The 13,125-nt window shown below is 64.1% G+C and carries 8 protein-coding genes; 1 reads left to right on the plus strand and 7 read right to left on the minus strand.

Annotated elements, in window-relative coordinates:
- Nucleotides 1-448: 448 nt before the first annotated feature.
- The 5 genes from ACW9PK_RS12745 to wecB all read right to left on the minus strand — a co-directional run bounded on the left by ACW9PK_RS12745 (nucleotide 449) and on the right by wecB (nucleotide 9,076).
- Nucleotides 449-1,879 carry a polysaccharide pyruvyl transferase family protein gene (locus ACW9PK_RS12745; RefSeq protein ID WP_457016136.1) on the minus strand — a complete coding sequence of 477 codons (1,431 nt, stop codon included), beginning with the start codon at nucleotides 1,877-1,879 and terminating at the stop codon, nucleotides 449-451.
- Complete coding sequence (locus tag ACW9PK_RS12750; RefSeq protein WP_457016137.1) at nucleotides 1,872-4,199, minus strand: glycosyltransferase; 2,328 nt, start codon at nucleotides 4,197-4,199, stop codon at nucleotides 1,872-1,874. The genes ACW9PK_RS12745 and ACW9PK_RS12750 overlap by 8 nt, the downstream gene beginning before the upstream one ends.
- Nucleotides 4,200-4,437: 238 nt before the next feature.
- Nucleotides 4,438-6,423 carry a hypothetical protein gene (locus ACW9PK_RS12755; protein WP_457016138.1) on the minus strand — a complete coding sequence of 662 codons (1,986 nt, stop codon included), beginning with the start codon at nucleotides 6,421-6,423 and terminating at the stop codon, nucleotides 4,438-4,440.
- Nucleotides 6,424-6,526: 103 nt separating this feature from the next.
- The gene (locus ACW9PK_RS12760; RefSeq protein WP_457016139.1) at nucleotides 6,527-7,876 is read right to left on the minus strand and encodes a UDP-glucose dehydrogenase family protein; all 1,350 of its coding nucleotides are present in this window, start codon (nucleotides 7,874-7,876) and stop codon (nucleotides 6,527-6,529) included.
- A gap of 42 nt (nucleotides 7,877-7,918) precedes the next feature.
- A complete protein-coding gene (gene wecB, locus ACW9PK_RS12765) occupies nucleotides 7,919-9,076 on the minus strand; it encodes a non-hydrolyzing UDP-N-acetylglucosamine 2-epimerase (protein WP_457016140.1) in 1,158 nt (385 codons plus the stop codon).
- Nucleotides 9,077-9,407: 331 nt separating this feature from the next.
- On the opposite strand from wecB, the gene ACW9PK_RS12770 reads away from it, so the two are divergent.
- Nucleotides 9,408-10,163, plus strand: a complete 756-nt coding sequence (locus ACW9PK_RS12770) for a hypothetical protein (RefSeq protein WP_457016141.1) — start codon at nucleotides 9,408-9,410, stop codon at nucleotides 10,161-10,163.
- 34 nt (nucleotides 10,164-10,197) lie between these two features.
- On the opposite strand, the gene ACW9PK_RS12775 is transcribed toward ACW9PK_RS12770, so the two are convergent.
- Complete coding sequence (locus ACW9PK_RS12775; protein WP_457016143.1) at nucleotides 10,198-11,895, minus strand: ABC1 kinase family protein; 1,698 nt, start codon at nucleotides 11,893-11,895, stop codon at nucleotides 10,198-10,200.
- Nucleotides 11,896-11,912: 17 nt separating this feature from the next.
- Entirely contained in the window at nucleotides 11,913-13,091 is a 1,179-nt protein-coding gene (locus ACW9PK_RS12780) for a hypothetical protein (protein WP_457016144.1), read from the minus strand.
- Nucleotides 13,092-13,125 lie beyond the last annotated feature (34 nt).

A 13,125-nucleotide genomic window follows, 5' to 3' on the forward strand; every position in this document is an offset into this window, starting at 1 on the left:
CCAGCGGCCATCGGGAATCGGAGCGTCAACTCTCAGACCCACCCAGTACTTGGCCCCACGGGGGACTTCTGGGAGGTTTATGACTTCTATTGGGTTGCAGATTCGTGCGGATATTTCTTTTTCCGTGCTGTCCTCGATGCCCGCGCAGAGAGTCACTGGCAGGTCTCGGGCACTTTGGGGGAAGGAAAGCACAAATCGCGCCGACAGCGCGTGGCTCATGGCTTTGCGCTGGAACCGGTCCGTAACCCCTGGGCGCTGAAGGTCCGTTGGCACCCACAAAAGGTCCAACGGCTCCCTCAGGGAGGAGTGTCGCCGCAGTGGGTCCCCGTGCGCGTCAACGGTAACCGAAATTAGTGGCCGGGGAATGCGGGCCTGCCGATTGTTCCGGTAGTCGTCACGAAGTTTCTTGAAGTCTTGGTACCTTGTCCCGGTCAGCGACCGCATGCTGTCAGTCACCCTGGCTCACCACATCTGACGGGTGAACAGAGGATTCGTGGTCTCCCAGTCCGCGTAGCGCATCCTGGATTTTGGAGAGCGACGACTTTATGGCTGTGAGGTCCTGCCGACGGACGTTCTCCGACACGACACGGTTGAGGCCAGCCAGAGCTGCGATCTGGAGCCTGGACGTGTCAACTGGCCCGGTGCGGGCGGCCCCCAGCGCCTCATGGAACCATGACCTGGTGAGGTCCTTGAGCTTCTGAATCCTCTCCCACCGTGGACCGCGGTCCCCCCAGCTGGCGTCGGTTGCCATCATGACGTCCTCGCTGACGCGCTGTGCGAAGCGTTCATCCATGCGCACCGCGCCGTCGGGGTATCCGAGCAGGTTGAACAACCCGGGCATCTTGTGTCCGTGGCTCTCGGAGTAGATCCCGACACAGGGCACTCGTTGAGCTTCTGCCAGGATGACAGCGTGGAACCGTGAGGTTATCAGCAGGTCGAGAGACCTAAGTTCGTCGAGGTACTCCTGGAACGTCTCAGGATCTCGGAGCTGGATGTTCCCGTCTGGATGCCGTTCACGGAGGGCGTTGTACAGCGCCACCGTGATTTCCCGATCAGCCTGGGTCTGGACCAGCAGCCGGATCGCTCGACCCTCGTTGAGGTGGTGCTCGGCGATGGAATCGAAGACCCTGAGCCCTGTCGAGTCTCTGAACTCGTTGGAACGGCTCTTGGCCTGCATGTAGGCGCTGCGCTTTGAACCAGCACGCAGACCGTAGTCCTCCAGCCGGAATACGAGCCCAATGGTCGTGGGGGTCGTGGGGGAGCTGGCACGTGGGTTCAGACCTTTCGCGAAAAACCCCGGGTCAAGTAGAACGGGCTTCGTCGAGAGGTCCGTGGACCGCATGAGGTCTTTCGAGCTGCTCTCGCGGAAGGCGAAAGCGACTGGAAGCCTGGCGAGGACTCTCGTGAGCTGGTGACCGAGGTTGCTACGAAACGGGCCCAGGGTCGAGGGCATGACCACCAGGGGAGTTGCAGCGCGGTTGGCGCTGATCAGGGGCAAGATGCGCCACAGCAGGTCCTGTAAGTTCTCACCGGTCGAGGACTCGAAGAGATGTTCTCCTGCGTTCAGGACAACAAGGTCTGCTGCTCTCAGTCGATACTTTCGCACGAAATCATCGGGGCTCTCAAAGTACTCGCTCAACTGCATCAATTCGCGAGTAAGATCACCCCCCGTTGACGGAAAATACATGTCTGTGGTTTGCGCGCCGTCAAGACTCTCACGCGAGAGGCGGTCGTAACGGTCCGAGGGACGCATCCGCACGGCGCGGATCTCTGAGGCGGGACGGCCGGCGCATTCTAGTAGCTGGACCACCCCAGAGTTGATGGCCAGGTCCCCCCAGTTCGATGCCGCGTGCCCGTAGAAGATGACAACGTCACCCATGGCTGTTGTTTCCTTTCCTGGCGGTCTCCTCGAGTACATGCTTGAGACTGCTGACAACGGCGTTCCAGCTACGCTCGCGCTCCACCCAGGCGCGAGCGCTTGTTCTCCGCTGTTCCGATGCAGCAGGATCTCGAATGGCGCGCTCCAGGGCCTCGGAGAGTGACAAGGCGTCGTCGTGGGCGAATATCACGGCTCGTTCCTGGTCCCCGGCGATTTCCGCGAGAGGCGGGACATCGGAAACCAGTACAGTTTTCTTCGCCGCCATCGCTTCAAACGGTTTGAGCGGTGAAACCGCTGCAGTGGCAGGAGTCAGCCGGCGGGGATAGGCGCACATATCTATGGCCCTGTAGTAGCGGTCCACTTCATGGTGTGGCACCCGTCCAGTGAAGTGCACCCAGTCAGTGAGATTTCTTTCTTGCGCCCGGAATACGACAGACGAGTGGGTCGCCCCGTCCCCGATAAGCAGTGCCCGGAAAGCGACTCCGCGATCACGAAGCATGGCCAGAGCATCGACCAGAATGTCCAAGCCCTCGTAGTCGACGAAGCTTCCTGCATACCCCACAACGGGCAGGTCCGTGGGCCACCCCAGTTCGGCGATCACCGTGTCGTCTCGAGGGGCTGGAGCAAATCGTTCGGGATTGACCGCGTTAGGCAAGACTGTCGGTGGAGTGACCACTCCGGCGCGTTCGGTGACAATACGAGCCATGGCTTCCGTCAGAGTGGTCACAGCATCTGCATGACGGAGAACGGCGTCCTCCAGGACAATTGTCCGAGCGCGCCTGCCTTCCATTCGAGGAGACTCCGCAGCGGCGTAGACCAGCTCCCACATGCCGGAGACTTCGTAAACGGCTGGGATGCCCAGACCACGGGCCGCGATGAGGCCGGGCAATGCGGAGACGTACGTTGACCGCAGATGCACGACTGAAGGTTTTTCCGCCTGGAGCATTTGCCGGTACCACTGCAGGCTCTCCAGCATGTATTGGTATTCGCCCCGCTTCCGTGCTCGCCCGACGCCGATGCGGCGATAGTCCACACCATCGTGTGCAGCTGGGGCTGTTTCACCGGGATCAAGGTCGTTGTCCGGCTCTGGGAAGCCAGGGCGGGTGAAGGCTACTACTTCCAGCCCCTGCTCAACCATTCCGCTGAGGAGCTGGTGGGCACGATTGGCGTATCCGCCGTTCTGCACCGGCTGACTTGCGTGGAGTATGGACACAACTTTTCCCAGCGTGGCGTCGGGCTTTGGTGGTTCGAGTGTCGGTTCGCAGCTGTCCAGTTGTCGGAGCAGTTCCCACGCGGCCCGCCCCTCGTGTAATTGTTTGGCCTCTGGGGACGACTCCGCTTCTTCCCAGTTGCTTTCCGCCAGACGTTGGAAATCGGCTACGCCGTAGAGAGCCCGGACCATCTCCGGGACGTAGCGTCGATTTGTCGCCTCCGGTGGCACGGATTCCAGGAGGCCCAGCGCCTCATCGAAGTACCCGTTGTCCTGGAGCGCCCCCGCCAGGGCCTGGGAAACGCAGGCCCTGGTTGCAGATGTGTGTCGGCGGCTCACGAGAGCCACGAACAGTCGGCTTCGTCCGGAACGTGGAAGGAGGTGGCCCGCCTCTCTGGTCAGCGCCTGAACCAGGAAATTCACGCGCTCCGCCAACGCCAACGCATCCACCAGCCACACGCAGCTGGCCGCAAGCGCAACGCCGTGCAGTTCATCCGCGCTCAGGAACATCAAAGGAACCGCGGACGCATCCTCCATGCCTGTCTCCCCGACAACGTCCACGGGGCACAAGCAGTCACGCGTCTGCCTTACCGTTACGACTATCGGCTGGTACGTCCAGCCCCAGGGCAGATCTGTCTTCAGGAGAACCGCCCTGGTCTGGGCAACCGTCTCCTCGGTGTCGAAGGTCAGCACCGGTGCGACTGGCAGACAGGACAGCAGCAGCAGCAGCTCTGATAGGTCCTCACGGCGGAACTCAGACGCGCAGTTCACGACCAGGGGGTCCGGGAGCAAGCCGACCGGGGACTCCCCGAGGCTCGGCAACCACGTTCGAAACCACGATTCGACCGGCAAGGGAGGTTCCCCGTCACCGTGTGCACCGCCGTGGTCGAGGTACACGGTGTGACACGTCCGTGGTCCAAAAGTCCGCGTGGAAGGCTTGCGAGTCTTGAGGGCGGAGATTCTCCGTTGCTGCCAGGGCCGGTGAGCGTCCGCCTCCGCCGTCTCCGCGAAAATGCGTGCCAGGTCTAAATCGTTCGTGCTTCTCAGCACGTCGGTCACGAACCGTGCGTTAGCAGGCACCTCTGACGCCACCGCGATTTTCGTGAGCATCCGCGTCACCAGACGTTCTTCGGCGTGGGGACGCAGCGCGTTGGAAAGTTGAGCCGCCCAGGGACGCCGGGGGCTCTCCTCACGCGGTGCCTGGCCCCTCGTGATGTCAATGATTGTCTGCACCAATGCGTCGGTCACAGTCATCTTCTTCCTCCGTTTTCGCGACGCGTCTGCACGATCCATCCAGCGTGGTGGCCGTTTGGTGGGAGGCATCTGCCGAAGCGGCTCAGCACCACCATCACGACACCCGCGCGGCCGGGATGTCGCAGACCACAGCGGGTTCGGTCGCTTCGTGCGTGCCCACCGTTCTGATGAACGCGGCGTCTAAGACCGTGGCCCGGGATGCGGCCTCCCAGGAAGATCCCTGGAGGCGATCTCTGTGTACGACTGCCTGAATGGACACGCGGTGCTCGGGTCGCAGACCCGCCACTGCGACATGCACCGGTCGTCGACGTGAGGGGCCGTCCCATTCGAGGCACGGCTTATCGTCAACGAGCAAGCGGTAGCTCCAGGTGCCCGTTGCTTTCGAATACATGTAGGGCGCGTCGAGAGTGAAAAGGAGGTCGCACGGACCCGGGGCTGCTTGGAAGGTCCGGGAGCACACCGTCCCCTCCAAGAATTCGCGTGCAGGCACCCAGAGCTCTCTGGCGGTGTCGGGGAGGGACCGTAGTTGACCGTTGCTGGTGACTATCTGAAGGTGAGGCTCGAGCCCAGCTTCGGTCTCTTCGGGAGCGAGGCTAGGGGTAGGGGCCTGGGCCTGAGCGGCCATGGTATCTCTCTGCTGTTCGTAGAGGTTGCGCACGTCGTTCTTACCCGGGAAGTTCAGCACGGGGTGGGCGGCGTTGATGAGCTCCGCGAAGAAAAATCCGCTCTTCCGGTCGACCCGCGAGTATGCCAGAGAGATCTCTATCATTGCCCTGCAGTTCAGGGGTACACACGTGTTGAAGGCTATGTCGGTTTCATTAAGGATCTCAGTGAGCCAGCGCCCGCACCGGACCTCCCAGTAGAACAGATCGAAGAGGTGGTAGCCGTACTTCTCCGTGTCGTATTGCCATTCACTGAAACCCCGCCGGAAGTCGGCTTGACGTGCAGCGAGGGGAACGGCATCGCTGTCTTTCTTGGTCCGACGCAGGTAGAGCCTCTCCAGGTCCGCCATGGTGTCGCTGCTGGTTTCCGACCCCCAGTACGCCCGCCCGATTTCGTAGTTGTTCCCCCTCAGATGAATGACGTTCCCCGCAGGGAAAGCTGTCGCGTAGTGCGAGACCAACCACTTGCCGTGGCTTCCGTGGGTGTTCTTGCTGAGCAGCTGGGTAATGAGCTCCTTCTCCGGGTGCGACTGCTGTCCGAAAATGAAGTACCTGTGACGCATCGGCACAAGTTCTTTGAGCTGTTCGACGAGTTGGCGATCGAGATCCATGGACTTGGACCATGTGGAGTTGCCGGCCTGTGCCACGGTGTACGTGAACATCTCAACCTCGTCCAAGTGATCCATGGAAAGCGCCAGGGAAGTTCTGCTGTCAGCCCCTCCGGTGAGGGACATCACTAGCTGCGATCCCCGTGCCGTCAGTTCGGCCATCTGCCGGTCCCACAGGGAGCGAAAGGTCTCGAGCCGCTCCTGGTGCGTGAGATCCTGGTAGCGGTTGGAAGTTCGGGGGAAGAACCGGGGGTGGCTCCAGTCATCCGGATGGAGCACATGATTTGGCAGGAGCGCGGCGATACCCAGGAATGGCGTGCGATCCCATCCGGATAACGCCCCGTTGCAACCCTCGGCGGGAGTGCGCTTCTCGTGAGGGACCAGGTCGTTGATCAGGTGTACGTGAGAGGCAATCAGCGCGGCTTCGGAGGAAAAGTACACGGAGCGCATTCCCGTGGCATCTTGATACAGCTCTAGACCGTCGGGCCCCGGTCTCAGGACAAGGTGCCGCCCCCCCATCAGATCGAGTTCGTCCAGGAATGCTCCTGTACCACGCGCGGACGCCTCGGCCAGTCGTTGGGCCGGGGTGAGATCGCGGTCGTCGGAACCGCAGTACAGGCACAGCCCGTAGACGAGTATCCAGTCCCGGCCCTCCGGAACACCCCCCAGATCAACTGGTTCTTCTGGATCGTGCGCGAAACGCCACACTGTGCCGGGTAATTCCACCACCGGCCACTCACCTGACAGCTCGGGGTCTGTGCGGGTGTCATGGAGGACGAAGCCCCGGGGGTAGGGGTAGAGGGCGACCACAAGGATCCTTTCGGGGGCAAGGACGAAATATTGCTTCAGATGCTCGGCATCGGAAATGTCTCTCGGGGGTCCGGTGTCTATTGGGGGTCTGCGCAGAGATTGATCATACGGGTTTCCGCCCCAGCGCCAGGTACCGCCACCCAGCCTCCCTCCACGCCAACGGATCCAGCACGTTCCGCCCGTCGACGATCGTGGGGGTCGCCACCAGGGACGCGACATGGCGGGGGTCCATGTCCCGGAACTCGCGCCACTCGGTAAGCAGCAGCGTCACCTGCGCACCGGTCACGGCGGCGTCGAGCGAGTCCACGTAGTCCAGGCGGGGGTAGCGCTGGGCGGCGTTGGCGTTGGCTTGGGGGTCGTAGAGACGCACGTCCGCGCCCATCGAGTGCAGCCGGGCGGCGATGTCCAGGGCGGGGGAGTCCCGGACGTCGTCGGACTCGGGCTTGAACGCCCCACCAAGCACCGCGATCTTGGCGCCATGGAGGGACCCGCCGCATTCCTGGACGGCCAGCTGCACGGTGTATTCGCGCCGTCGCAGGTTGATGTCGTCCACCTCGGCCAGGAACCGTAGGGACTGGTCCAGACCCAGCTCGGAGGCGCGGGCGCGCAGCGCGCGGATGTCCTTGGGGAGGCACCCGCCACCGAATCCCACGCCGGCGTTGAGGAACTTGCGACCAATGCGCTCGTCCAACCCGATCGCGTCCGCGAGCGTACGGATGTCCCCGCCCACGGTCTCGGTGATCTCGGACAGCGCGTTGATGAAGCTGATCTTGGTGGCCAGGAAGCTGTTGGCCGCGACCTTCACGAGCTCCGCGGTCGCGTAGTCGGTCACGATGAACGGGATCCCCGCCTCGAGCTGGTGCGCGTACACCTCACGCAGCACGGCCTCGGCGGCCTGCGCCGCGGAGGTGGGGCGACCGGCGTCGTCGTATTCGAGACCCAGGACCATACGGTCGGGACGCAGGGTGTCCTCCACCGCGTGACCTTCGCGCAGGAACTCGGGGTTCCACACGAGGCTCACGCGCGTGCCCGAGGGCGCCGAGGTCAGGGCCAGTTCCTGTAACCGGGCCGCCGAGCCCACGGGAACCGTGGACTTGCCGGCGATCACGCAGTCGTGCGTGGCGGCGCGGGAGATCTGCTCCACGGCCGAGTCCACGTAGGTCATGTCCGCGGCGTGGCCGTTGCGCTTCTGGGGCGTTCCCACCCCGATGAAGTGCACGTCCCCGAAGGCGCCGGCCTCCTCGTAGGACGTGGTGAAGCGCACCGCGCCCGTGGCCACGTGCTTGCGCAGCAGCTCGGGCAGCCCCGGCTCGTGGAAGGGCACCTGCCCGGTGGAGAGTAGATCGATCTTGGCCTGGTCCACGTCCACGCCGAGCACCTCGTGACCGAGCTCGGCCATGGCCACCGCGTGCGTGGCACCGAGGTATCCGGTGCCGATGACTGTCATGCGCATGAAAAGACCGTGATCCTTCCGTTCGAGGCGAGGGGGTCGGGCTTACGCCTGGGAATCGAAGTCCGCCACGCGCCGGCCCACATCGAACATCTGCTCGATCGCGGCCAGGGAGCGCTCGGCGGCCTTGCCGTCACCGTAGGGGTTCACGGCGTTGGCCATATCGTGGTATGCGGCATCGTCGTTGAGCAACCGGTCCACCTCGCTCACGATCCGCTCCTCGTCCGTACCGATGAGCTTCACGGTCCCGGCAGTCACGGCCTCGGGACGCTCGGTGTTCTCGCGCATCACGAGCACGGGCTTGCCGAGCGACGGCGCTTCCTCCTGAACCCCGCCGGAGTCGGTCAGCACCACGTGCGCCACGGACAGCATGCGGGTGAACTCGCCGTAGGCGAGCGGCTCGGTCACGACCACATTGGGCTTGCCCTCGATGGCCGGCAGCACCGCCTCGCGCACCACCGGGTTGCGGTGGGCGGGCAGCACGATGGTCAGCTCGGGTTCCGCGTCCGCGATCCGGGCCAGGGCGCGTCCGACGCCGCGCATCGCCTCGCCCTGGTTCTCACGACGGTGCGTGGTCACCAACAGCACACGCTTACCGGAGGACGCGATCTCCTCGAGCTGGGGGTCCGTGAAGGGCAGCTGCTGCTCCACGGTGTGCAGCAGAGCGTCGATCACGGTGTTACCCGTGACCACGATGTCCTCCTCCGTGATGGCCTCGCGCAGGAGATTCTCCTTGGACGTGGCCGTGGGGGCCAGGTGCAGGGACGTGATCTGCGAGGTGATCTTGCGGTTGGCCTCCTCCGGGAACGGGGAGAACAGGTTGAAGGAACGCAGCCCGGCCTCGGCGTGGATCACCGGGATCCCGCGGTAGAACGCGGCGATCGCCGCAGCGGTGGAGGTGGTGGTGTCACCTTGGACCACCACGGCGTCCGGGGGAGTGTCCTCGAAGATCCGGTCCAGACCCTCGACCGTGCGGGTCAGCACACCGTTGAGGGTTTGGCGGGGCTGGATGATGTTCAGATCGTGGTCCGGCGTGATCCCGAAGATCTCGTTGACCTGGTCCAGCATCTCGCGGTGCTGGCCGGTCACAGTGACCACGCACTCGAACTGATCGCTGTTCTGCAGGGCGGTGACGATGGGAGCCATCTTGATGGCCTCCGGACGGGTGCCGTAAATCGGCATGATCGTGAACACGCAATTCATCCTTACCTCGGCCAATGACGCGTTACGTGAGCCGCGGATCACCCGGCCCGGCCCCACACGCCCTGTACGGCCACAGTCTAGGGGAATACCAGGGTTCACGCGGACAAGATCGGATGATCGTGTCCACCATAGTGGCTACAAATGTACCGGGGGGTAGGGACGATGGCGCTCCTGAGGGTGTCCTACACTGTTTGCATATGAATGCAGGTGTGACGTCGGCGAATACCCCCTAAGAAAACGGTGTTATTGCCGGGAAATGTTCCCCCGAACACCCGGACCTCGGTGACCTGCATTACGGAAAAATGTCTCTGCGAGCTCGATGAAAGGCACCGTGGCACGCAACTATCTGGGCACCGTCCCCCCCAAGGCCCGTGTGATCGTCGTCGTCACCTACCGGGATGGCGACGGCCGGCAGCTGGCCTTGCCGCAGTCACCGTTGCGCGAGAGCTTCACGGGTTTGCAATTGTTGACCCAGCAGTTGCTCGGGGACGCCAGGGGGATTATCTCTGGGTGGGACCAGGACTTCTCTATCGGCCAGCTGGGCCCATCAGCGTTCGAGATTGAGGTTCGGGCCGAGGCCCCGAAGCGCGTCAGTCTGCGCAGGCCGGCTACCATGACGAAGCACTTAATGGTCCTGAGTCTGCTGGAGCACCTCACGGATGTCTTGATCGACCTCGGGGATGTTGCGTGTTTCATGGCTGGTCATCCGACGGCCCACCTGCGGTACATCGACGGGTACCACGGGCCCTATTACGATTTCATCCAGGACGGCCAGGCGGTCAAGACGATCGATGCACGCTTGCTGGAGCTGTTGGTGGCCCCGGGGTCCGTGGACGGAATCCGCGCGGTGGTCGCGAACCTCAAACAACCGGGGGTCGCTTATGCGACAGTGGCCAAGCGCGTTCCTGGCCTGGACTACGTCAGCCGCGTCCAAGTCCCTGCCAACGAGCACTTACGGGACTTCGCGAACGGAGGGCCGCTACCGTTCAGTCAAGCGTGCCTGGATGCGGCGCGAGCCCAGGCCCTGTCGGAGCAAACGGCTGACTCATCCTCGTCGAGGGCATATGACGGGCGGGAGCAGGACTGACCGCCCGGTAGAGCCTCGTGGACCACGTCCGGGCTCAACGCACGGTGCGCTTGGACTTGTTCCCGCGCAGCACCCGCACCACGTGGCGGACGCGTTCCACGTTGGAGGACACGGCGAGATAGCCGCTGAGTGCCGCTACCGTGGACATCCCACCCACGATCAACGGCGTGTGGTACTTCTTCCATCGCTCGGGGTCCGAGGCGATGATGTGCGCGGTGCCGTTGATGGTCGCGGCGATCACGCCGCCGGCCACGACCTGGTGGCCGATCTTGGCGCCGCTCTTGACCAGGGGATCCAGCTCGTCCGTGCGCAGGTGGACGTCGAAGCCGCCGCGTTCGAGCACCACCAGGAAGCGGCGCACGTACTCGGGCACGTCCACGCCCATTTGCACGGCTTCTTCGATCGTGGAGCGCAACCGGTTGAACAGCATGTCCGGGGAGAGCCGGTTGATGATGAACCGCTCCGCGTAGGGCTGCACGGCCGAGACCAGGTCGAAGCCGGGGTCCAGGCCGGTACCCATGGACTCGGCGGTGACGAGCATGCGCAGCAGCAAGGCGGACTCGCGCGGGAGCTGCAGCTTGTGGTGGCGCAGCACGGAGATCAGATCCGCCATGAGCTCGCCCACCCGCACCTCTTCGAGCGGTTTGTTGGCGTAGCGGCGCATCATCACGGAGACGTCGCGTTCCAGGTCCCGCTTGGAGACGTCGTGCTGGCCGCTGTCGGTCAAGCCCAGCAGTCCGGTCGCGGCGCGGCGCGGGTTGTTCTGCACGACGCCGAGCAGCAGGGTGATCAGGTGGTCCCGGAACTCCTCACTGAGGTTGCCGACCATCCCGAAGTCGATGACCGCGATCCGCCCGTCCGGCTCCACGAACAAGTTGCCGGGGTGAGGATCCGCGTGGAAGAACCCGTCCTCGAACACCATTTTGCAGATCGCGTCCGTGGCCTCCTTGGCCAGCAGGTGACGGTTGACGCCCTCGGCCTCGAGAGCGTCGTAATCGTTGATCTTGACCCCGAACATCCGCTCCATGGTCAGCACGCGGGAGGTCGTGGCCTCCCAGTAGATCTCGGGGATGTGGATCCGCGGGTGACCGATGAAGTTCTCGGCCATGCGCTGGGAGTTGCGGGCCTCCTGGATGAAGTCCAGTTCGTCGCGCAGGGAGGCGCTGAACTCTTCCACGAGCCCCTCGAGGTCGTAGTCCTGGGCGGCGGTCCAGTAGCGGGCCACCCACGAGGACATGTCCTGCAGAATCTCCAGGTCGCGATTGACCTCGTCGGTCACGCCGGGGCGGCGGACCTTGACGATGACTTCATGTCCCCGGAACACGGCGGCGTGGGCCTGACCGATCGAGCCGGTGGCCACGGGCTCGGGGTCCATGTGCGTGAGGATCTCCTCCGCCTGGGAATCCGGTTCGGCCTCGATCATGGCCCGGATCTGCTCCACGGGGATCGGTGGGGTGTCGTCCTGGAGCTTGAGCAGTTCGTCCGCGTAGCCGGAGGGCAGCAGGTCCGGGCGGGTCGAGACGAGCTGGCCTAGCTTGATGAACGTGGGTCCCAGTTCCTCCAGGGCCATGCGCAGGTGTTCGGGCTGGGAGTGGATGGTCTGCGGATCGATGAGTTTCACGCGCGCCAGGGGGGCCCGCCACTGCGGTTTCAACCCGCCGAGAGCGAAACCGAAACCGTGCTTGGTGAGCACTTCGATGATCTGGAGGAACCGTTCGCGGCGAGAAATCATACGGGTGAAAGAACCCCTTACAGCGTTCTGTGCAGGTAGAAGGCCATGAATCCGGTGGCCACGGCCACGATCAACACGAGCGTCGTGGCCAATGGTTCCACACCCAGCAGGATGATGCTCACGAGTACCAGGATCATGGTGAGCGCGGCGAGCGCGGTGACCAGGGGCTTCAGCCCGCTCGTAAGTCCGCCCACCAGCCGGGCCGCACTGGACCCGCCGGTTGCGCGGCGGGGTTCACGCGCGGGGGCGGGTGCCGCAGGCCGGGTCTGGGCGCCGGGGCGGTTGCGAGCAGCGTCGTCGTCGGTGTGAGCGGCCCTGAAACCGCGGCGCCATTTCTTGGCGTTGCGCCCGCGGTCCGATTCCACGGGCACGTAGGCCGGGGGCACCTCGAAATCCTCGGCGTCCGGCAGCAGCTCGGGGACGTCGTTGGGCAGGTCCGTGAACCACTGCTGGGGGACCTCGGAGGCGCGGGCGGCCTGCAAGGTCATGGACACCTCGAACGAGGAACCACGAATCGTCCCCCACACGGCGGTGAGCAGATCCTGTTCGAACGCGTAGTGGATGATCGGGATGAACTGCTGGGACATCTGGGTAGAGAGCCGACCCACCTGTTTGCGTTCGTAGAGCACGTCCACGGTGTCGACGGTGAGCCCGTGGGAGTTCTTGACCTTGTTGACCTCGAGGGTGAGGATCACGCGGCCCTCACCGGAGGCTGGCACGATCGAGTGCAGATACTCGGCGAACTCCTGTTCGTCCAAAACCTTGATCGAGGAGCCCTGGGGCAGCACGGCCGATTGCGCGGGCGCGGTGTTGAGGGGGAACAGCAGGTCCGGGGGAGCGATGCCGATCGTCGCGCGCGCGGCGACCTCCGCCTGCCCGTCCTGGCGCTGCAACTCGGCCTCCAGGTGCAGCGGGACCACGGGGGTGTAGCCGGAGGCGATCACGCGTGAGAGGGGGTGCCAGTAACGGTGTGCGTCCCCGGAACTGAGGTGGGCCACCTTGTTCCCGCCCACGCGCACGGACACGGTGTGCGGGTCGAAGGGGTTGTCCGGTTCCAGGACCAGCGCGGCCGTCCCGGTCCACGTCTGCGCCCGGCCCACGGAGAGGCCTCCGAACACCCGCATGATCTCGGTGTCGTAGAAGTTCTCGGTGACGACGTCCAAGGACCCTCGGTCGTTGAGCGCGTAATCCCTCATGGTCTCCCTCGCAATAGCGCCGACGCGTGCTCCG

The organism is Kocuria sp. MNB10, from assembly GCF_054073685.1.

Coding starts and splice junctions, on each gene's coding strand:
- ACW9PK_RS12760 (WP_457016139.1), bottom strand. CDS start 7,876: ATGCGCATGACAGTCATCGGCACCGGATACCTCGGTGCCACGCACGCG.
- ACW9PK_RS12745 (WP_457016136.1), bottom strand. CDS start 1,879: ATGGGTGACGTTGTCATCTTCTACGGGCACGCGGCATCGAACTGGGGG.
- ACW9PK_RS12775 (WP_457016143.1), bottom strand. CDS start 11,895: ATGATTTCTCGCCGCGAACGGTTCCTCCAGATCATCGAAGTGCTCACC.
- wecB (WP_457016140.1), bottom strand. CDS start 9,076: ATGAATTGCGTGTTCACGATCATGCCGATTTACGGCACCCGTCCGGAG.
- ACW9PK_RS12780 (WP_457016144.1), bottom strand. CDS start 13,091: ATGAGGGATTACGCGCTCAACGACCGAGGGTCCTTGGACGTCGTCACC.
- ACW9PK_RS12750 (WP_457016137.1), bottom strand. CDS start 4,199: ATGCTCACGAAAATCGCGGTGGCGTCAGAGGTGCCTGCTAACGCACGG.